This is a genomic window from Faecalimonas umbilicata (assembly GCF_004346095.1).
Classification (GTDB): Bacteria; Bacillota; Clostridia; order Lachnospirales; family Lachnospiraceae; genus Faecalimonas; species Faecalimonas umbilicata.
On the sequence record NZ_SLZV01000007.1, the window covers coordinates 21098 to 44034 of the forward strand.

Annotated in this window: 18 protein-coding genes; all 18 read right to left on the minus strand. The window is 41.4% G+C overall.

The genetic code is table 11. From position 1 onward, the window contains the following. Positions 1-34: 34 nt before the first annotated feature. Complete coding sequence (locus EDD74_RS04620; RefSeq protein ID WP_008976478.1) at positions 35-1372, minus strand: S1C family serine protease; 1338 nt, start codon at positions 1370-1372, stop codon at positions 35-37. A 115-nt stretch (positions 1373-1487) separates the two neighbouring features. Then, positions 1488-3314: a glutamine--fructose-6-phosphate transaminase (isomerizing) gene (glmS, locus tag EDD74_RS04625; protein ID WP_116441681.1), complete on the minus strand. Its 1827-nt coding sequence runs from the start codon at positions 3312-3314 to the stop codon at positions 1488-1490. 243 nt (positions 3315-3557) lie between these two features. Continuing rightward, positions 3558-4709, minus strand: a complete 1152-nt coding sequence (locus tag EDD74_RS04630) for a hypothetical protein (protein ID WP_116441680.1) — start codon at positions 4707-4709, stop codon at positions 3558-3560. Between the two features lie 46 nt (positions 4710-4755). Then, a complete protein-coding gene (locus EDD74_RS04635; RefSeq protein ID WP_008976481.1) occupies positions 4756-6294 on the minus strand; it encodes a cohesin domain-containing protein in 1539 nt (512 codons plus the stop codon). A gap of 30 nt (positions 6295-6324) precedes the next feature. Beyond that, positions 6325-7707 carry an LCP family protein gene (locus EDD74_RS04640; protein ID WP_008976482.1) on the minus strand — a complete coding sequence of 461 codons (1383 nt, stop codon included), beginning with the start codon at positions 7705-7707 and terminating at the stop codon, positions 6325-6327. Between the two features lie 98 nt (positions 7708-7805). Continuing rightward, positions 7806-8747 (minus strand): glycosyltransferase family 2 protein, encoded by a 942-nt coding sequence (locus tag EDD74_RS04645; RefSeq protein WP_116442484.1) that lies wholly within the window; start codon positions 8745-8747, stop codon positions 7806-7808. Between the two features lie 42 nt (positions 8748-8789). Next, positions 8790-10049, minus strand: coding sequence for an LCP family protein (locus EDD74_RS04650; RefSeq protein ID WP_116441679.1), 1260 nt, complete (start codon positions 10047-10049; stop codon positions 8790-8792). Between the two features lie 14 nt (positions 10050-10063). Further along, positions 10064-11467 (minus strand): undecaprenyl-phosphate glucose phosphotransferase, encoded by a 1404-nt coding sequence (locus EDD74_RS04655; protein WP_008976485.1) that lies wholly within the window; start codon positions 11465-11467, stop codon positions 10064-10066. Positions 11468-11705: 238 nt separating this feature from the next. After that, positions 11706-13241 carry a DUF4367 domain-containing protein gene (locus tag EDD74_RS04660; RefSeq protein ID WP_116441678.1) on the minus strand — a complete coding sequence of 512 codons (1536 nt, stop codon included), beginning with the start codon at positions 13239-13241 and terminating at the stop codon, positions 11706-11708. Positions 13242-13246: 5 nt separating this feature from the next. Continuing rightward, the gene (locus tag EDD74_RS04665; RefSeq protein ID WP_116441677.1) at positions 13247-13762 is read right to left on the minus strand and encodes a sigma-70 family RNA polymerase sigma factor; all 516 of its coding nucleotides are present in this window, start codon (positions 13760-13762) and stop codon (positions 13247-13249) included. 215 nt (positions 13763-13977) lie between these two features. Then, positions 13978-14937 carry a glycosyltransferase family 2 protein gene (locus EDD74_RS04670; protein ID WP_116441676.1) on the minus strand — a complete coding sequence of 320 codons (960 nt, stop codon included), beginning with the start codon at positions 14935-14937 and terminating at the stop codon, positions 13978-13980. Between the two features lie 7 nt (positions 14938-14944). Further along, positions 14945-16786, minus strand: a complete 1842-nt coding sequence (locus tag EDD74_RS04675; protein ID WP_008976489.1) for a glycosyltransferase family 2 protein — start codon at positions 16784-16786, stop codon at positions 14945-14947. A gap of 16 nt (positions 16787-16802) precedes the next feature. Then, positions 16803-17381 (minus strand): GerMN domain-containing protein, encoded by a 579-nt coding sequence (locus EDD74_RS04680; protein WP_008976490.1) that lies wholly within the window; start codon positions 17379-17381, stop codon positions 16803-16805. 19 nt (positions 17382-17400) lie between these two features. Continuing rightward, positions 17401-18243 (minus strand): dTDP-4-dehydrorhamnose reductase, encoded by an 843-nt coding sequence (gene rfbD / locus EDD74_RS04685; RefSeq protein WP_116441675.1) that lies wholly within the window; start codon positions 18241-18243, stop codon positions 17401-17403. A gap of 25 nt (positions 18244-18268) precedes the next feature. Continuing rightward, positions 18269-20755 carry a glycosyltransferase family 2 protein gene (locus tag EDD74_RS04690; RefSeq protein WP_116441674.1) on the minus strand — a complete coding sequence of 829 codons (2487 nt, stop codon included), beginning with the start codon at positions 20753-20755 and terminating at the stop codon, positions 18269-18271. A gap of 19 nt (positions 20756-20774) precedes the next feature. Then, complete coding sequence (locus EDD74_RS04695) at positions 20775-21380, minus strand: hypothetical protein (protein ID WP_116442483.1); 606 nt, start codon at positions 21378-21380, stop codon at positions 20775-20777. Between the two features lie 25 nt (positions 21381-21405). Beyond that, positions 21406-22140 (minus strand): ABC transporter ATP-binding protein, encoded by a 735-nt coding sequence (locus EDD74_RS04700; protein WP_016439999.1) that lies wholly within the window; start codon positions 22138-22140, stop codon positions 21406-21408. Between the two features lie 10 nt (positions 22141-22150). Further along, positions 22151-22927: an ABC transporter permease gene (locus tag EDD74_RS04705; RefSeq protein WP_008976496.1), complete on the minus strand. Its 777-nt coding sequence runs from the start codon at positions 22925-22927 to the stop codon at positions 22151-22153. Between the last annotated feature and the right edge of the window lie 10 nt (positions 22928-22937).

Consider the following 22937-nt stretch of genomic DNA (forward strand, 5'->3'; position numbering starts at 1 on the left):
TCTGAAGGATGCTCTTTTTTATTATTTTCTTTTCTTATCTCTTTGGAATTGCTGTTTCAGTCTGTTTTTCACTCAAGACAACTTCCACTTCTTTTTCTTCATATGAACCGTCTTTTCCCGGCATCTCTACCGTCAGTGTCACAGTTTCTCCCACACGGTAGTAAGAAAGTAAATTCTGGAGTGTTGTCATACTGTCTACACTGCTTCCGTCAAGCTCTGTAATGACTCCGCCACGCACAAGTCCTGCTTTCTCCGCCCCGGTTCCTTCGATGACATTTCTGATATAAACACCGGTCGGCATACCGTATAATTCGGCACTTTCTGCCTCCACGTTTGTGATTTCAACTCCTAAAAATCCTCTCTCATCTTCCGGTACCTGCTCCCTTGTTTCTTTGTTCATCAAAGTTGTGATCGTCTCATTTGCATCAGAAATTGGAATTGCATATCCCATTCCTTCTACCGCATCGCTGCTTACTTTCACTGTATTGATTCCGATCACCTCTCCATTCGCATTGACAAGGGCTCCACCACTGTTTCCCGGATTGATTGCAGCATCTGTCTGAATCAATTCTGCATCAAATCCTTCCATATCAATCTGTCTGTTCAATGCACTGACAATTCCTGTTGTCACTGACTGTCCATAACCAAGTGCATTTCCAATTGCAATTACCGGTTCCCCTACTTGAAGCTTTGTGGAATCTCCCAAGGTTGCTACTTTGATTTCTCCCATCGTCTCTTCTTCGATGTTCTCCAGTGGAACCGCAATGACTGCAAGGTCTCTTGATGCATCTGTTCCTTTAATCTTTGCTTCTGCACTTGACTCATTGATGAAGCTGACAGTCAATGTTGTACTTCCTTCCACAACATGATTGTTTGTCGCGATTAAAAGTTCTGTGTCATTTTGTCCGACAATGATTCCTGAACCGCTGCTTTGTACTTCCTGACTGCTTGTTCCTCCAAAAAAACTTTGTACTTGCTGTACACTCATATTTGTGATAGATACAACCGACGGCATCACACTGTTTACTACTTCTGACACGTCAGATGTCACTGTGCTTGATGTTCTTGTCAAAGATGTACTGTCGACCTTCTTCTCAGAAGATTTTTCTGTCTTTACTTTTTCTCCGAAAAGAGCATTTCCCACGAAATTGGTTGTCTGAAACGCCGCACTTGCAATCACGCCAAATGCAACTGCAAAACAGAGCCCTCCTGCAATTTTCGCTGCTTTTTTATGATCTCGCGGTTTCTTTTCTTTTTTTCTGTGAGAAAAATCTGGGTCTGTCTGTCCGAAATGAAAATCCGGTCCTCCATTCCCCGTTGCCTGATTTTGAAACTGATCATTTGGTGTATTATAATTATATTGATTATCCATAAACAAGTCTCCCTTCCTTTTCACATATTCTTTCGCTTTTGTGATTATCAGTATAAGCGATATTTGTGATGGAATTGTGTTCTCTTCGTTAAAAAAAAGTGTTTTTAGATCTTGTTTATTCTACTGTCACCGATTTTGCGAGATTTCTCGGCTTATCCACATCGCATCCTCTTCCGACTGACACATAATATCCAAATAACTGCAGCGGAATGATCGCAAGTGAATTTGTAAAGTATTTATTTGTTTTCGGGATATAGAGAACGTAATCGGCGGCTCTCTCTACTTCCGTATTGCCTTCATTTGTAATTGCAAGAACAAAAGCACCTCTCGTTCTTACCTCAACCATATTGCTGATCATTTTCTTGTACAGATCTTCCTGTGTCAATACCGCTGCCACAAGTGTTCCTTCCTCGATCAGAGAAATCGTTCCATGTTTCAATTCTCCTGCCGCATAGGCTTCTGAATGGATATAGGAAATCTCTTTTAACTTTAAAGATCCCTCCATCGAAATCGCATAGTCAATTCCACGCCCGATAAAAAATATGTCCTTTGCAGCCAGATATCTGTTTGCAAATTTCTGAACTTTCTCCTGTTGCTTTAAGAGTACTTCTACCTGTTTTGGAAGTTTTCTTAAATCTGACAACATTTCTCTCTGCAATTCTGGTGTTATTTTCCCCCTCACGCCCGCAAATTTCATTGCAAGGAGATACAGTGCTGCAAGCTGAGAGGAATATGCCTTCGTAGTAGCGACTGCAATCTCCGGTCCTGCCCATGTATACATCACATTGTCCGCTTCCCTTGCAATCGAACTTCCCACAACATTGACAATCCCAAGTACCTTACTTCCTTTTCTCTTTGCTTCGCGCAATGCCGCCAGCGAATCCGCCGTTTCTCCTGACTGACTGATGATCAGTACAAGTGTACCGTCTCCAAGGATTGGATCCCGATATCGAAATTCCGATGCAACATCTACCTCTACCGGAATTCTTGCCAGCCCTTCAAAAATGTATTTGCTCGTAACACCTGCGTGATATGCCGATCCACAGGCAACGATCATAATTTTTTGAATGCTTTTGATTTCCTCATCACTCATACCTAATTCTTCAATCACAATCTGTTCTTCTTTGATCCTCGGTGCAACAGTATCTGTAATTGCTTTTGGCTGTTCATACATTTCTTTCAGCATAAAATGCTCATATCCGCCCTTTTCTGCCGCATCTACATCCCACTCAATTCTTGTTGTTGTTTTCTCGATTGGTTCTTCATCCACTGTGAAAAATGACAGTTCTTCTTTTGTCATCTTTACAATCTCCTCATTTTCAATAAACACCACATCTCTTGTATATTTCAAGACAGCAGGAACATCAGATGCAATGATATTTCCACCGTCTGTACGCCCTACGATCAGCGGGCTGTCTTTTCTCACTGCGTAAAGTTCTCCCGGATGATCTTTGAACAAAATTCCAAGTGCATAAGAGCCTTCCATTCGATGCATGATCTTTGTAATGGCCTCCAACGGATTGCCTTTGTAATAATCATCCAAAAGATGCGCGATCACTTCCGTGTCTGTCTCCGATTGGAACTCATATCCTTTTTTTTCTAATTTCTTCTTGAGTTTCAAATAATTCTCAATAATTCCATTATGTACTACCACAATACTTTCTTCCTTGTTGACATGTGGATGTGCATTCTGATCCGATGGTGAACCATGTGTCGCCCATCTCGTATGCCCAATCCCACTTGTCCCCGGAAGACTTTTCCCCTCTTGTGTCAACTCACTCAACACATGTAATCTTCCTCTAGACTTTGCAACTGCGATCTCCGCTCCGTTATAGACAGCAATCCCCGCAGAATCATATCCTCGGTATTCCAACTTGGATAATCCATCTAACAGTATCGGTGCCGCCTGTTCATTTCCTATATATCCTACAATCCCACACATGGTATAAGTCCTCCTTTTTGCACAAACATCCGTTTTTTTTGCATTTTCGTGTTGTATTGTAGCAAGAATATCGAATTTTGTAAAGCATTTTCTCAAATAGAAAAGCTGTCGCAGAACAAAATTACACTAGAAAACTGTTTCACAGATTTTATCTATGCACACATTTTCATAATTTTTTGTCCCACAACAGCTTTTATCCTATCATGATTGCACAGTATTAGATTCTCATACTAGAATGTATTCTTAATCAAGATCAATGAAGTCCATGGAAAATGTCTTAGAGCGATCTTCCTCATCATCAAAGTCATCCTCGAAGTCGTCCTCATCATCAAAGTCGTCTTCGTCATCGTAATCCTCTTCGTAATCATCCTCTTCATATTCATCATAATCGTCATCAAACTCAACCTCATCAGCATCTGTTTCATAGTCTGAAAGGTCATTTTCAAAATCATCGTCTTCCTGCATACCGAACAGCTCCATCTCATCCAGTTCTCGGTTGCGTCTGTGCAATTTAATTGCAAGAATCAACACCATCAGAAGAAGGAATGTGATAACCGCAGCCACTCCGATAACTGCCTGCATCAGATGTCCTTCCAACACACCTTTGATCTTCCCTTTGATTCCCGATGCACTGTCTTTTTCTGTCTCCGGCGCAATAAATCTCTGGTAAGTTCCCTCTTTTGAATCATACTGATATAACTGTTTTTCACCATCACTGTTTTCTGCATAGACGATGTAATAAGAAGATTTATTCTCATCCTGCCATACCGGATAAGATTTTCCATTCAATGTCAATTCTGTATCTACATAATTCTCCGGCAGTTCTGTATCCGGCTTTTCTGTGAGAAGCGTGATCTTGTATGTATCTGAAATCTCAATTGCTTCTCCTGTCGTCTGTCCTTGCTGTTCGCTGCCAGTTTGCTCTGCCACCTCTGTCTCCCCTGGAAGTGCTGTGATTGCAGAACTTCCTGTTTCCACTTCAGTCAGCTGTGCTCCCACACTGGAGGTCACCTGGTAAGATGCGACATGGATCGACAAATCTCCTGCTTTTAATACTTTAAATTTCAGAGTTGTTCTTAATTCTGCTGCTGTTCCATCCCCTTTTCCCGTATAGACCAGCGATCCTTTTTCACTTCCCTCTGTGACACCTTCTGCGCCCTCAAACTGCAGCGCGCTGGCATCATAAGTCAAAGTGACATTGGCCTCTCCAATCGCACCTGCTGTAGAGGCTACCGCAAATTTAATTTCAGCCGTCTCACCTGTCTTTACGCTTCTTCCCGTTTCTTCTGTCAGATCAGAAAACATAATACTTCCATCTGCTGCCATTACCTGAAACGGCATCATAGCAATCAGCGCAAATGCTGCTAAAACTGCTTTTACTTTCTTCATCTTCATGATTCGTACTCCCCTTTCATTGAAACTTTTCTTTCTACACTACTGGTTAGATTAAATCGATTCCTCTTTTTTTACCGCTTCTCTTATCGAAAAATCCTTCATCCTCGTCCAGAATCTCCCGCTCCAACTCATAATCATCGTCATCATCATAATAGTCTAACAAATCATCATAAGCATCTTCCGACTCATAGTCTTCTTCGTAATCATAGTCATCGTCATAATCGTCCTCGGACTCGTCATAAGCATCCTCATAAGCATAGTCATCTTCCTCGGACTCATCATAATCCTCTTCGTAATCATAGTCATCGTCATCAGACTCGTCATAATCCTCTTCGTAATCATAGTCATCATCGTCAGACTCGTCATAATCCTCTTCGTAATCATAGTCATCGTCGTCGGACTCATCATAATCCTCTGACGAGAACCCTCTCCCTGCACGCGGATTTTCGTCATATTCCTGATCGTAATAATCATCCAGTTCTTCATTTCTATGGCGAAGTTTTACAGCAAGGATCACAATGAGCAGCAACATCATCAGGAAAACTCCCCAAGCCCCTACCATGATTTTCGGAAGATTCTCCTCTACAAATGTTGTCACCTTATTTGCAACAGAACCATCTTGTTTCTCTTTTTCTGCCGTTGGAGGAAGAAATCTCTGGTAGGTCTTCTGTGTGCTGTCGTACTGGTATAACCCTTTTTTACCAGCATTATCCACTGCATATACCAGACAGAAATCGGCCAATTTTGTGTCAACTACATTCTGCCATGCAGGAAATACTTTCCCATTGATCTGAATTGTTGTTTCCTCATAATCTTCCGGAATATTTGCACTTTCTTTGTCGTCTGTGATCAGAATATACGAATCACTTGATAAGTCTATCTTTTCAAACGCAGAGAAATGATCTGTCTCACTATCATATAAAAACAGGTTTCCCTCACCCTGCGTATCCATCAAATAAATCATCTTCTGACCGCTTCCGGTATGCACAAGGATTGTATGTGGGCTTCCCTCATATGTGAGCTGGCTCTTCTCATATCCTTCCGGGATCAGCGCTTCTGGAATATCATCTGCAATAAAATACTGCTTTCCATCCAGCTCAATCATAGTCTGTGTGCCTGGCTGCTGTGCAGCGGCCGGCTGTGTGCCATCTCCCGCTTCAATCTTAACCGCAGATGTCCCAAGTGTCAGATTCAATTCTTCACCGCCAAACGTATACGCTGTATATCCCACTGCCTGCAAAGTTGTCTCTCCCTCTGCCAAAGCCTTGAAGGTCATGCTGTATGCGAGTTCAGAATCTGTTCCATTTCCGGATGCAGAAAGCGTAATCGTTCCTGCTTCTCCAGTCGCATTGACTCCACTGACAAATTCCAGATAGGTCGGATCATAGGTAACCTGTACCTGACCGTCCCCGATCGGTCCCTCTGCTGTGTTGATCTTGACAGTTACTTCTATCGTTTCTCCTGCTTTTGCAGTAGGATCTGAGAATGACAATGTTCCGTCCGCCGCCAGTGCAGTCAACGGCATACATTGGATTCCCAGAAATAATACCAATAAAAATGCTGCTGTTTTCTTTGCTATCTTCATCCTCTTATCCTCTTTATCGTATGTTTCTTGTTATTGCGTCATCTCTTGACCGGTTCCGGTATCAACACCGCCAGTCTCTCCGCCTCCCATACTGTCTCCTACATCTCCACCGCCGAGATCACTTCCACCTCCGTCCGGTGAAATGGTTCCGTCACCTCCCGGCAAACCTGATTCTCCAGTTCCTGATCCCTCGATACTTCCCGAAGAATCTCCTGTTCCATAATCTGGTGTCTGAGTCTCTCCGCCAGTCCATACATCCTGTTCCGGACTTCCATACTCATAATACTGAGGTTCCGAATAGAAGTTTACTTCATCTTCCACAAAATCAGATCCATCCGAACGGTCCAAAGATTTATTTCTTATTTTTTCATCTATCGCAGTCACAGTGGAAGACACTTCATACTCCAGATCCGGAAATAAAAATTCATGCAGTTCTCTGACACTCTGGATCAGACTGTCTGGAATTACTACACTTCCGACACCACTTAGTGTATCACTCGTATTGGCTTCCGGGAATCCTTTCGTAGCGCCAATCTTAAGACTGGTTCCTATTTTGGCATATTTTAACATTTCCCCAAGTTCCATACTTGTTGCCACCTGAGGGAATACTTTATCCATGATGGAATTCAACGAAGAAAAACTTACCTTTTTTGCACTCTCCGCTATTTGCTCCAGAACAAAACGCTGACGCTCTGTTCTTTCAAAATCTCCTCCGGCTGTGTAGCGGATACGTGCGTACGATGTCGCCTGCACTCCATTCAGGTGATACGTTCCTGCAACTTCTGGTTCAATCTTTGTATAAGACTTTCCTGTCACTTCCGAAGTCTCCACACAATAATTATTCATATGCACTACTTCCGCATCAGACAATGTTACATCCATGCCGCCAAGTGCATCGATGACATCGACAAGTGCGTTGAAATTCACTGCAATATAATCCTCAATATTCAGATCCAGATTTTTATTGATCATCGCGACCGCTTCTTCCGGACCTCCGAATGCATATGCCGAGTTTGCTTTGTTCAGACTTCCGTCTTCCAGTTCTAACAGCGTGTCACGATATAAAGAAACCATCTTAATCTCTTTTGTTTTATTGTTCAGACTTGCGATGATAATACTGTCACTTCTGACACCTTCGCCTAACTCCCCATCTCTGGAATCCAGTCCAAACAATGCGAGATTCGTATATCCATCTCCAAGATCAATTTCATCTGAAATACTCAATTTCTTTGTGTCCAGCTTCGTCTGCTCAAGTTTGCCAAGCTTATCTGCCGCATAGACAACACCTACCGTGATCATCAAAAGCAATGCAATGACAAAAACTAATAAAATCTTCTTTCCCAGTGACCATGTGGAAAATCCATGCTTCCGTCTTCTCCTTGCACGTCTTCTTCTTGACTGTCTCTGTGTCATAATTGTATCCTTTCTTCTTTTCCTACAACTGTTCTTCTATGTTTTTATCCGTAAGCTATCTTTTATCATATCGCACTTATCAGCGAACTACAATGACTTTATGCGTTTTTTTGTGATTTCCAGTAAGTTTTATTCATCGTGCAGCGCAAAACAAGCCATTCCGGCAGCTTCTCATAATGCAGCCCCAGTTTATATCCCAGAAACTTGTACCCACTCTGTACAATCAGACCGGGAATTTCCATCCCTTTCTTATTTTTCAGTAAATATTTGACTGTTGAAATCACAAGGCGGATTCCCTCGCTCTCGGATGAGATCCCAGCAAAAATCTCCGGATGATCTTTCTGCGAAACTGCAAGATCAAAATTTCTGTGAAACTGCTGTCTCCCACTGTAATTGTGAGAGTGGATTACTTTTGCATCCGCCGCATATGCGATGCCATATCCTGCCTTTATCATTGTCCCTGCCAGAATCATATCTTCATTAAAGATCGCCCGCGGTACAAATCCCCCCAGTTCTTTATAAACTGACTTTTTATAAGCGGCACATACATTTGAACAGAAGAACGTCTTAATTCCAAGTTTATCCACATCCTCAATCGTTTTTATTCTGCTTTCCTGTGGATAATTAAAGCTTCGCGTATAGCATTCCACCATCCGGCAGTCTTTATCCGGCAATTGCCTTGCATAACTTGCTCCGACTTTTGAATCTTGGAAAGGTTCCATCAGTTTTTCGATCAAGTACTGATCCTGCGGCACTGCATCCTGTGTCATAAAAATCAGAAATTCCTCGTCAGACAGTTCTGCGCCCATCCGTCTTGTTCCTCCATGATCAAACTCCTCTGGCCGGATTTCTATAATCTGTACTGTTTCGTATTCTTTACACCACTCTAACGAGACTCCCTCTGTCTTTGTATGGATCAGAAAAATATGCTCTGCCAAATGCGTCTGTTTTCTTAACCCTTCCAACAGTTTTTTTAATTTTTCATCCGGCCTATAGACCGGAATAATGACATCAGCTCTTTTTCTTCTTTCTTCTAACATCATTACACTTGTGTCCCCTGTCTTCCTGCTCTTTTTCTCTTCTTAGTAAGAGCCTTCGTAATTTTCACTTTCATAAACATCAGTCTCGTAACCGTCAGACTCATAACCACCGTATGGTTCTTCCGAATATCCTTCATCGGTCCCATACTCATCGGTATATCCATCTTCCACAATTGCTCCTGACATCACGTCAATCTCATGGCTGATTTCCTTGACCGTATCCGATACCTGATAGTCTTTCTCATTGAACAAAAATTCATGCAGCTTTTTGACATCCCCGTCAAAATCTGAAGGAACTACATAAGAGCCTTCATATCCATCGACTACATCTGTATCTGCAATACTATATGGGAATCCCTGTGTCTCTCCCAACTGATAAGAGAGTGCATTCGCTGCAATCCCTATCAGATCTTTAGAAGAAAAGCTGGTGGATACTTGCGGAAATACGACGTCTATGATCTTATCCAATGTTTTTAAATTTGCCTTCTGTGCTTTCTCTACAATCTTCTCGATTACAAGCCGCTGGCGCTCCGCTCTCTTGTAATCTCCTCCCGCCGTGGCACGGATTCTGGCGTAGGATGTCGCCTGCACACCATTTAAATGGTAAGTTCCTGCCACTTCCGGCTCGATTCTCTCGTAATCTTTGCCAGTCACTTCTGAAGTTTCCACACAGTAATTATTCATATGTACGACTTCCTCCGCAGTCAGTTCCAATTCCATTCCGCCGAGTGCATCGATCACATCAGAGAGCGCCTTAAAGTCCACACTCATGTAGTTTTTAATATCCAGATCCAGGTTTCGGTTCAGAAGTGCAATCGCCTCCTGCGGCCCTCCATACGAATATGCCGCATTCGCCTTGTCAAACGTACCGTCCTGCTGTTTTAACAGTGTATCTCGGAAAATAGAAACGACTTTTACCTCATTCGTCTCATTATTGATGCTGGCGATCATCATACTGTCGCTTCGCACACCGCTCTCAATGCTCTCACCTTCCCTGGCGTCAAGACCAAACAGCGCTATATTTGTATACGGTCCGGTGTCCTTATATACTTCCAGCTTATCTTCATCCAGAAAATTGAAATCAAGCTTGTCCATCTTTACTGTCGCATATGCAAAAACACACAATACACTGAGGATAATCACTTCAGCTACTAAAATACCGATTCTTCTTCTCCTCTTTTTCTTCTTCGCCCGTCTCTTCTCCTCCAGTGCAAGTCGTCTCCGCTCCGAAGTGGATCTTGCTGCTCTCATCTCTCTTTCATCTTCCGGATATCGTCTCCCGGACGGTCTTTTTGTTCCCATCTATAATCTCCTTACTAATATGCATTTTTATTGATAAAGCCTTTAAAGAACGTCAAAATCAATATTTTAATATCCAACCCGATAGTCCAGTTTTCAATATAATACAAGTCATATTCGATTCGCTTCATAATAGAAGTGTCCCCCCGGTAGCCATTGATCTGTGCCCACCCAGTAATCCCCGGGCGTACTTGATGTTTGACCATGTAGCGCGGAATCTCTTCTTTAAATTTCTCTACAAAAAACGGTCGTTCCGGTCTTGGTCCCACAAGGCTCATCTCACCTTTCAGGACATTGAACAACTGCGGAAGTTCGTCGATGCTTGTCTTTCTCATAAATTTGCCGATCGGTGTCACGCGCGGATCATTCTGGACGGTCCACTTTCCTTTCTCTGCTGCTTTATCCTGCACAACCATTGATCGGAATTTATACATATAAAATGGTCTGTTGTGAAGTCCCACACGCTCCTGCTTGAAAATCAGCGGTCCTTCTGATGTCGTCTTGACAAGGATTGCTGCAAGCAGCATGACCGGAGAGAATAAAATAATTGCGACGATGGCTCCGAAAATATCCATCAATCGCTTCATCCATCGGTTCAATGTGTTGCTGAGTGGTACATGGCGGATATTGATGACCGGAAGTCCCAAAAGATCCTCCGTGTACGGTTTGGTCGGAATGATGTGATTATAATCCGGAATAAACTTCGTATGCACTCCTGATTTTTCGCACATTGCAACAATGGATTCCAACTTGGAATACTCATTAATTCCAAGTGTGATCGCAATCTCATCCAAACGATTCTGCGGCAGGATGATCTTTAGATTTTCAATCGTACCAATCACCTTGACACCCTTATATTCCATTCCTCTCGGCTGATTGTCATCCAAAATTCCCCGGATGGTGTATCCCCACTCTGGATTTGCCTTGATCCGGTCAATGTATTGCTCCGCTGCCCGGCTGTATCCAATCAAAATCATATGTTTCTGATTATAACCGCGCTTCCGCATATCCCGCAGAAAATGCCGCACAAGATTTCTCATAAAAATCTCTGTCACAATATTCACGCAGAAAAAAATCGCGATCATTTTTCTGGAAAAGTTTGCTTGCTCTATAATATACAACACGAATGTGAACACCATCAGCCCGATCGTGTTTGCCTGCAGAATATTCCATGCTTCCAGTCTCCGTCCACGTACCCGCTTCGGCGTATAAAGCTGGAATAAATAATACAACATTAAGTAGCCCGGAACAATGTAGAGAAGTGCTCCCATATATTCATGAAGAGATAAAAACCACGGATCCTGCTGAAACAGTCCGCTCTTAAACCGAAGATACCATGCCAGAACATAAGAAAAAATAATCACACATGCATCCAGCACAACATGCATCCGGTTAAAATGTTTCTGATTATCTTTGATCAAAATTCATTCACCCGTTTCTCATCTATTGTTTATTTCATTTGATTCTATATCTATTTTTTTCCATTATCCTATATATAATACAATAAAGTTTTAAAAATCACAAGAAAAAGTGTAGTCTTTGTAATATTTTTGTAACAAAAAAGAACTTATGCGATGGAGATTTTTCTTTCTTTTCTCCCATCCACACAAGTTCTTTTTTGTCATCTGAATCTTTCATTCAGATTTCTGTCTGCTTTCTTTACTGGCTGATGTCCACATACGGAGTTGTCAGATACTCTCCATTTATCTCTATCTCATTTTGCGGATAAAAATGCAGATACATATTTGAAAGCTGATCTTCGTCTACCACATAGACTAATGTATATTCCATTTCCTCCCCCGGAGCAAGCGGACAAAACAGCCTTGATTTTACTCCCTTGATTCCCTCTGTAAAATATGGCTTGTCAAAATAAATTGGGAATGATCCTCCTCTTTCTGCTCCCCATTGGAGATCATATCCTTCATTTGCCGACCAGAATGTTTCCTGCGGATACACAAGCTTTCCCGCTTCTCCTTCCTGCATCACGGTAAGAATCGGTGCAATTGACACGCCCACTGTCTTATTCAAGTCTGTCTGAAACGCAGATACATTTTTCGCTTTCATCTTCACGATGACATACTTTGAATTCACTGTCTCTGCCTCTTTGTCTGCCCGTGCATCAAAAGTCGTCTGTCCTTCCTCTTCTCCAAGCCGATATCTCTGGTGTGCTTTTAACGACGTGTCTTCGTTCATCCAGTTTTCCATGTCTGTTGTAAAATATTGCTGCGAAAATGTATCTGTCGGAAGTGTATCTGACACTGCTGTACTAAGAACAGTAAATCTGATATCCTCCTCTTCGCTCAGATAAACTTCTCTCAGATAATCCGGATATGACTCTGCCATCATCTCTCTCGTTGTGTCTTTTACTTCTTCGCCAACCTGATAAACCAATTCTTCTGAAACCCCATTGCTGCTCCGATACTCCTGCTCTGCTTCGGCTTTTTTGGCTGCATCTTTGTCATTTTGCCGTTCTTCTGCAATTTCCGCCTCAGACGGATATGGAACAGTTTCCTCTAAGACAGTAATCTCCAGCCCGTTTGCAATTTTCACCAGTTCTTCCTGCTCCAGACTGCTCTCACTCCAGATCCAGACTCCATATCCCTCTTCTTCACTAAACAGATATACATCTGTAATCTCCCTGTCACTGTCTACTTTCTCGTTTTTTCTCGTAAACAGATCTAACTTCTGTTCTCCCTCAACTGCACTATAGCTGTCTTTCCGATATTCGGCAAAAACATTCTCCTCGAGCTGCGACATTCGATAAAGTTCTGCCGCATTATAAGAAATAATGGAAATACTATCTCCCTCCGCTGTCCCGTAGGTTTTCTTTGGCGCCCCTTCTTCTGCCTGTTCTGCTTCAAATCCCTTTGGAAGATACGTCGGATTCACTTCGATCTGGTGTGCTTCTTTCTGCTCTTTATCCACTTCAATATAATATTTCAGAACCTGTCCCTCTTCTTCCAGATGAACTTTCAGATAATAATTCACTGCTGCCGCCGTGATGGAAAGCCCCGCCGTCAACGCGGCAACCGCTGCAACTGCCGGCCAGATTCTCTTTCTTCTCCGGATTACCTTTCGTTCACCGGAAATCCCGATCATATCATATGCCCTCTTAATCCCCTCATCTACACATTCCGGCACATCCACATCTTCCCTCAGCTTTTTCTTTACTTCTTCGTCAAATTTTTTATTCATCTTTTTTACCCCCTCTGCATACTCGGTTCCATACAATACATGTGTTCAAACTGCTTTCTTCCTCTGGAAAGCCTGGACTTTACGGTATTCACTTCCAATTCCAGGATCTGTGCAATCTCCCGTATTTTAAATCCCTCACCATAGTACAGCACAAGAATGATCCGATATTTCTCATCCAACGCATCCAGAACTTCCTCAAACTCACATCTCTCCAACTCCCTGCTCTCTCCTCTAATCTGTGCTGCTTCCTCCAAAGGACACTCCCTCCTTCCACATCTTAAGATGTCATTACAATTATTGATCAGGATCCTTGTCAGCCATGTTTTAAAGTATTTTGCCTCCCTGAGGCTTCCAATCTTCTCGTAACAATCTATGACCGTCTCCTGAATCGCATCTGCAATGTCCTCTTCATTATTCAGATAACTTCTCGCCACTTTATAAAGATCCCCTTTGCATCGGTCAATCAGCTCTATAAAAGCCTGATCATCTTTTTTCTTTGCTCTTCTGACAAGCTGTATCACATTTGCCCCTCCTCCCGTTGTTTTTCTTGTAAATGATTTTTCTCTTCAACTATTAGACGTTCCGCAGGCGGAAAAGGTTGCACTTTATTTTTTAACCGAAACAAAAAAAGGCTATTGGAGCTTTTCTTTGCCTCTTCCTGAAACGCCTCCGGCGCCCATCGATTTTGCAAATATTCTGCTGCAACAGCCTTTTCATTCCTTTACTTTTTATATTCCTATTGAAAATATACAAGCAGATTCTTCCACAGTTCCTTTTGAATCTGCCAGTAACTGCCAAAATTTTTTCTCTGGAAAACAATCTTTTTCTCCCGATTATTTCGAGAAAGGCGTACTCCTTCTGCAAGTCCTTTTACGTAAGTTTTCCCAAATCCTTTTACAGTAAAAAAGATCGTTTTTGCGAGGAAACCAATCAACAAAAATGGACTATTCAATAAAATCTGAAGGAGCGGCATATTTTTATAAATCAGATAGACATTATTCCTCGATGAATATTTCACCTTAAATTCATTGTGCCTGGAGCCGCTCGTCCCGCTTCCCACATGGTAGACAACTGCTGACGGCTCATAGACATTGTAATATCCGTGAATCCTTGCACGATATCCGATATCAATGTCTTCCAGATATGCAAAATGCTCCTCATCAAAATATCCAATCTCCTCAAAGACCGATTTCCGGTAGATTGCCGCTCCCGCGCATGCCGCAAACACCTTCCGGGAAGTCAGAAACTTTTCTTTTGTCTTATCTTTTCCGTTTGCCGATGCCCATCCGAGCGCTGAATAAGATGTCCCCGCACTGTCGATCAGTTCTCTTCTGTGATACTGCATCATCCGAGCCTCCACCGAAAAGATCCGCTCATCCTTACTGATACAATCCAACAGATTTTTCAAAAATTCAGGCTCCACTTCTGTATCATTATTGAGAAGCACTACAAACGGAGCCGCTGCCTTTTTGATTCCTTCATTGACCGCGCGGCAGAAGCCATAATTCTGATCCAGCGACAGATAGCAGCACTGTGGAAACTTCTCTTTCGCCAGGCTGGCGCTTCCATCCTGCGAACAGTTGTCTACAATGATCGTCTCAAAGGCAACCTCTCTCTGCTTTTCCAGAGCCTCCAGACAATGCTCCAGATACTTTATTCCGTTGTAGTTTGGTATAACGACTGACACATCGTACATCTATCTCTTAGCTCCTCTGATTATTTTTCAACGAATAATCCCACTTTGTCAGTGACAGATTACAATTGTAATACGGATCTCCTTTTTTCAGAAGCCCGATCCAATGGCTTCTCATATATTCGATTTCCGTCTGAAACCGTCTGATCTTCTCTTTCGTATCCTCAGCACCTCTTGTCTTCGATTCGTAATGATACAGCTCTGCATACGGATCATAGACAACAAGATACCCTTTTTCTCTGACGCGCAGGCAGAAATCCACATCATTAAACGCTACTTTCAACTTTTCCTCAAGCCCGCCGACCTGCTCAAATACAGAGCGTTTTACAAGCATACATGCTGCAGTGACCGCGCTGAGATCAAGCTGGATCGATGCCTTGTGAAGATATCCTGAAAACGCTCTTGGAAGTCCTACAAAGACACTTCCTGCAACGCCTCCGATCCCGATGATGATTCCTGCATGCTGGATCGTATTATCCGGATAATATAACTTCGCCCCGACAATTCCCACTTCTTTTCTCTGGCAGTGGGAAAGCATCTCTGTTAGCCAGTCCCCGTTAATAATCTCCACATCATTGTTGAGAAGCAGAAGATAATCTCCTCTCGCATGACGAACACCGAAGTTGTTGATCGCGGAATAATTAAATTCCCCTTCCCAGGTGACGATTTTAATCTTCTCCCCTGCAATCTTTTTATAGAAGGCAAATGTTTCCGGCTCCTCACTATTATTTTCTACAATGATAATCTCATAATTCCGATAGCTTGTCTTTTCTCGAATCGAATCCAGACATTTTTTCAGCGCTTCCGACTGATCCTTATTTGGAATAATGATCGATACAAGTGGTTCCCCGCAGACTTCATATTTTACCCGGTAAAATCCAAGATCTTTCGTATGCTGTACGGTTCCCTTTGTACGACAGCGGACAAGATGTTCCTCAATTGCACGCTTTCCCGCATCAAACGCATACATCTTGCTAGCCGGATTATCTGCAGTTGACGCCTTGTGGACACGCCAGTGATACAAAATTTTTGGAATATGCACAATCTGCTTCGCCTGCTCCGTACAGCGAAGAATCAAATCATAGTCCTGCGCTCCGTTAAATTCCGGGCGGAATCCTCCTACACGCTTGATCAGATCACGGCTGGCTACGAAGAAGTGACAGATGTAGTTGTTGGAACGGAGAAGATCTAAATTGAAATCCGGCTTTAAGTGCGGCTGAAAATGTTCTTTCAAATCAGTGGTCACCTTATCTTCATCCGTATAGATCACTTCTGCATCTGGATGCTCATTTACCGCTTTCGCAATCTCATACAGTGCATTCGGAGCGAGAAGATCATCGTGATCCAAAAGACCGATCCATTCTCCGGAAGCAATCTCCATCGCTCTGTTTGTATTCTGCGAAATTCCTTTATTCTCCGGAATTTCTACTTCTTTGATCCGAGCATCGTTTTTATATTCCTCCAGAATCTTTTTCATTTCCTTATTTTCCGGGCTTGCATTTCCAATACAAAGTTCCCATTCGGAGTAGGACTGGTTTTGAACTGATTCAATCATTTGCCGCAAAAATACCTGCGGAGTATTATAAACAGGAACTACAATGCTGATCAATGGCTTTCTTTTCCATTTTTCGTTTTTTTGCTTTTCCAGTTCTTCGGGCAAAGCCTTATGATTCTCATACCACTGCTCATAATCTACATCATCTGCCTGGAATCGCTCTGTAAGTTTTACCCAAAATTCTTTCGGACCATAATGCCTTAAATAAAGTATCCCCTTTTTAATGTTATAAGGGGATACTTTCTTCAAGACTTTTGTCCATTTAATTTTAAATGTCTTTGTCTCTTTTTCACTCATATTTTTCTAAAACCTTCTATTCGGATTCATATTTTGACAAATATCCCGGATATTCCGCATGACCTGTCTCAAGTTTTTTCCCGTCTACGGTTATCCGTATCGACTCTCCATCAAAAGCATCCAAAAAAGTATTACAGATACACCCTACTGTCAAGTACTCTCCAGAGGAACCCTGCCCATTCAGATAAGTGGAAAATTTTTCAGACAGATCCAACTGCAATGCCTTTTCCCCATCAATAGTCTTTTCTGTACAGCTGATTACTTGCGTATCTGCCGGTACAACACCTTTTGCCACAAGTTGTTCCCAAATCTTTTCGGCTGATACGTCTTCCATTGCAACCTCTTCCGTTTCAAAACCAGACGCATCTTTATTTGCAAAATAGATTTTGATTTCCTTCTGTGACTGGCTTCCCTGCTCTGGCTCTGCAGACTGAGTTGATTCTTCCTTCTGTTGTGTTTCCTGCGTGCTTCCTTCCTCTTTTGTATCTTCTGTCTGAGTCTGTTCTTCCTTCGGCTCCGTTTCTTTCTGTCCACATCCAATCATACTCAGGATCAATACGAGAAAAATGCACATCTGTTTCCATCTGCTTTTCATGAAAATACCTTCCTTCATTCTAGCGAATCTCGCTAAGATATCTTTCCAACGCATCCTGCCATGTTGGAAGTCGGTGGAATCCATTTGCATCGAGCTTCTCCTTGCTCATTCTGCTATTCTTAGGTCTCTTTGCTTTTGCAGGGAACATATCGCTTGTAACCGGATTTACTTTCACCTCTACACCTGCCTGTCTGAAAATCTCTTTTGCAAATTCATACCAGGTACAGAGTCCTTCATTTGTCGCATGGTATCTTCCATATTTATCGCTCTCTACCATATCCACAAGCAATACCGCAAGATCATAAGTATACGTCGGGGATCCTACTTGATCGTCCACAACATTCAATTCTTCATGAGTTTCTGAAAGCTTCAGCATTGTCTTGATAAAGTTCTTTCCATTCACACCGAATACCCATGCAATACGAACAATAAAATATTTCTCCAGATACTTTTCTACCGCAAGTTCTCCTTCGTATTTCGTCTGTCCATATACATTTAGAGGATGTCTCTCATCATCCGGTTCCCATGGTCTTTCACCCTCTCCATCGAATACATAATCGGTACTGATGTAGATCATTTTTAGATCTAGTTTTTTACATACCTTTGCAATATTCTCGGTTCCTTCTGCATTGACTCTCCGACAGATTTCCACATTATCTTCCGCAGCATCAACTGCTGTGTAAGCCGCACAGTGAATCACTGCCTCTACCTCTGCTTCCGTAATAACCCTCTCAACTGAAACAGCATCTGTAATATCCATCTCTTCAATATCAACTGCAACTGCTGTATGTCCTCTCTTCTCCAGCTCATTTACCACATCATATCCAAGCTGTCCTTTTGTCCCTGTTACTAATACTTTCATCTGCGCCCTCCATTTTTAATCTGTTTTACCCCAAAGTAAATGGTGCCTGTGTGACAGGGAAATTAGGATTATAGAATGGATCCCCTTTTTCCAATATCTCCGGCCATTTCTTTTGGAATTTTTTCACTTCATTTTCAAACCGTGCCAGCTTTTCAGGTGTATCTTCATATCCTCTTGACTTCGATTCGTAATGATACCATTCTGCAAACGCATTATAGACGATCAGCTTATCCAACGAGCGGAGCTGAAGGCAATAATCCACATCATTACATGCAACTACAAACTGTTCATCAAAGCCGCCTACTTGTAAGAACAACTCTTTTTTGGTCAACATACATGCCGCTGTCACAGCACTGTAATTACAATTGATCATCGCTCTTACCATGTAGCCATAGTCATCCCTGCCAATTCCTGTATTGACATGACCTGCATATCCTCCAAAACCTACAACAACACCTGCATGTTGCACCGTATCATCTTCATATAAAAGTTTAGCACCAACAGCTCCCACTTCTTCTCGCATACAACATCCCAGCATTTCCTCTAATGCATGCTCTGAAATCATTTCCGTATCATTGTTTAAAAACAACAAATATTCACCGTTTGTATACTTCACCCCGAAGTTATTGATCGCAGAATAATTGAAGCTGCCTTCCCATGTAACTACTTTTACATTTTCAAATTCTTCCTGAATCTTTTCGTAATAAGAAAAAGTTTCTTTCTCTGTACTATTATTTTCTACCACAATCATCTCAAAATTTCGATAACTGCTCTTCTCCTGAATAGATCGAATACAGACATCAAGATCCTTAGTGTGATCTTTGTTTGGAATCACAATAGAAATCAGTGGGTTTCCTGGTGTCTCATATTTCACATGATACATTCCCCACAGCCCTTGGTGCTCTACACTTGCCGCAATATTCATCCGCTTTAAGTGAGCCTCGATTGCGCGTTTTCCTGCATCATATGCATACATTTTACTTGCCGGATCACCTGCTACTGAATTTTGATGAATTCTCCAATGGTAAAGAATCATAGGAATATGTTTGATTTTTTCTGAATTTTCAATACATCTAAACATCAGATCATAATCCTGCGATCCATCATATTCTGACCGGAATCCCTCGATTTTGTTCATGATGGAATGCTTTACTACAAAAAAGTGTGTGATATAGTTGTGGGACCGGAAAAGATCCATGCTGAAATCCGGTTTAAAATTCGGATCATTGTGTTCTTTCCCATCTCCACTGATCTTATCCTCATCAGTATACAAAATATCATAATCATCTTCCTGCAGGGCATTGACAATCTCATATAATGCATTTTCTGCCAAAATGTCATCATGATCAAACAATCCAATATAATCTCCCGTTGCCAATTCTAATGCAGCATTTGTATTATCTGCAATTCCCAGATTCTTCTCTAATAAACGATACTTAATTCTTGAATCCTTCTTTGTATAGTCCTCCAGAATTGCTTCCACAACCGAATCCCCTTCACTGCCATCTGCAATGCAAAGTTCCCAGTTTCCATAAGTCTGATTCACAACAGAATCAATCATCTCTCTTAAAAACACTTCCGGTGTCCGGTAAGTCGGTACAATAATGCTGATTTTAGGCTGTTTATCAAAAACAGTTTTTCTCTGCTGATCCAATTCTTCTCTGGATGGCAGATTTTCTGTAAACCACTCCGCATACGGCTTTTCTGTTCGGTTGACTCCCTGTATAATATAAGCTTTTAATCCTCTGACACCATTGACACGAATATATTTGACCACTTTCTTTACGGTTCTTGGATTTGTTTTTTTAATTCCCTGTTTAATAAAACCAACTGTCGATTTGATTCTCTGCTTTTTTAACAGTTTCTGCGGTTCTAAATAGATATTAATTGCATTTATTCCATCTGACAAACGCAACTTGTATCTTTTTTCTCTCTCATATGGAAATTCTAAATGAAATCCACATCTACAATTTTCTTTTGAAACAAATCCTGCTTCTATCAAATCAGTACGATTTAAGATCTGAAGTACTACTTTCTTTTCAGTCTCAGCATTATCAAACACCTGAATTTTCATTTTTCCTGCTTTTGCATTGGAAAATGCCCATCCAGATACCACAATTTTTTCACGATCAATGTAATATTGCTCTACATTGTGTGAAATCGTGCTACGATCAATAATCGCTTCTATTTCCTTCTTATCAAGCTTTTTGATAAGTTTTTTTTCTTTCCCAGACTGGAGATAAAATCGAAAATCTTCGACGTCCTTTTGAGGATCCACATAAACTTTTATATGAAATCCACACATCTTATCTACTTTCATCTTTTTAAACTTTTCTGCCACATCCGGACGCTTGATTTTCTTTAATCTGTTTGGAACTACCTTCCCATTGATCTCAGTAATTATTTCTAATGGCTGTCCATTTTTTTCAAATGCCCACCCATTAATCCTTATATAAGCTTCTTCAGGTTTTATCCGGTATTTTATTACGTCAATACAACTTTTATACTGCATGTTTCCTCCAATCTGCCTTCTATTTCAAAAATCTGTACAACAACTTCACGAAGCCAACGACATAGAGTTGTAATCCGATCAGAACAATAAAATCTTCCCAATTAAATTCTTTCGCCTGCACTTTCATTACAAGTGCCTGATCCTGTTCCTTTCCACTTACTTTCAGCACTTCTGCACTCTCTGCCTTCTTCGTCGTAAAAATACTGATTCCTTCTCCGTTGTTGATTCCATCTGCTGCAATTGTAAAGCGATACTCTTCTCCCTTACTTTCTTTCACCTCAGGAAAAGTAATCTCTTTGTAATCATTGTCTGTCACTTCAGAAACTTTCAGTACTCCTTCTGCGATTACCGAATCATCTTTTATATTGACAAGCTCATACGTCATCTTGCTATCATTCACTCGTCCCCATGTAGATGTGCGAACAAACAGCCCATTCATTCCGTCATACTCTGCCGTAAATTCCTGCTCAATCTTTGCTGTCCCGCTAATCTCACCTACATTCTGATATTCGGCTGCATCTACCGTTGTATCATATACCGGCTGCTTCCACTGCCCATATGCATGAACTGCACCGACAGCTACCATCAGAAGTATCATGATGATTGTTTTTACTATTTTTTTCATAATAAACCTCACTTCTGTTCTTCTTTTAGTATGCCTGTTCATAAAGAGCACAGACTTCCTCTGTCGGTCCGATCATTTTGACCTTTCCTTTTTCAATCCACACTGTTTTTGTACACAGTTTCTTCACCTGATCAATACTGTGAGAAACAAATAAAATCGATGTATCCTTCTTCATCATTTGTTGGATGCGCTTCTCACACTTTTGTTGGAACCGAAAATCTCCAACAGAGAGCACTTCATCTACAATCAAAATATCCGGTGTACCAATCGTTGCAATCGCAAATGCCAGTCTTGCCAACATTCCTGAGGAAAAGTTTTTGATCGGCACATCCATAAAATCTCTCAGTTCTGAAAATTCCACAATATCCTCATAGTGTTTTTCCATAGACTTACGATCGTATCCAAGGATTGCTCCATTTAAAAACACATTTTCTCTTGCTGTAAGATCATGGTCAAATCCTGCCCCCAATTCTATCAGCGGCGCTACCGTTCCATAAACTCTCACACTTCCCTTAAACGGCTTTAAAACACCGGCAACTGTTTTTAAAAGTGTACTTTTCCCACAGCCATTTAAACCGATCAGCGCAACAGACTCTCCTTTTTCCACAGTAAGGCTGACATCCTGAAGCGCCATAAACTCATCATACTCAATCTGGTTTTTAATTTTTTTAATAATATACTCTTTGATACTGTCAATCCGTTCCCGTGATAGATGAAATTTTACAGAAACATTTGAAACTTCTACCATAATTTCCGACATATTTTCTCTCCTAAATATTAAGAATAAATTTATCCTGATTCTTGTAAAATACGAACAATCCAAGTAGGAATGTGCCGATTGCAATGGTAACACTTGTCAAAAGCTGTCCCACTGTCGGAAGCGTGTTATAGAACATTAGATTTCTAAACATATTTAAAATTCCTGTCAGCGGATTTAATTCTACGAAGAAACGTATTTTTGCCGGCAAGATAGAAATCGGATAAATAACCGGTGTCAAATAAGTTAATGCAGTAATCAATACCCCATATAAATGGATGATATCTCTGAATTTTACGGCTACTGTTGCCAAAAGCAGACCAATCCCCGTTGAAAAAATAATCAGTATCCCCATTGGAACAACAAGAAGCAATACAGTAAAGTTTAATTCAATACCAGAAAATACCATTACAACAATAAGCGCACAGAAAGAAGCCATCACATTGACAACACTCGATGCAACTCTGGAAAGTGTAAATAAGTATTTCGGAATATACACCTTTTTGATCAACGGTGCATTATTGATGATCGATGACATCGCACTTGATGTTGACTCTGAAAAAAAGTTAAACACAACTTGTCCGCTTAAAATGTATAGCGGATAATTTTCCACCTGAAATTTGAAAATATGCGAAAATACGACCGACAATACAAGCATCATGAGTAACGGGTTCAAAAGTGTCCACAATACACCTAAAATAGAACGTCTGTACTTTGTCTTAATATCTCTTGTGACCAACTCCATCAAAAGTGGTCGGAATTTCAAAAAATTCTGTATATATACTGACACAGTTTATCCT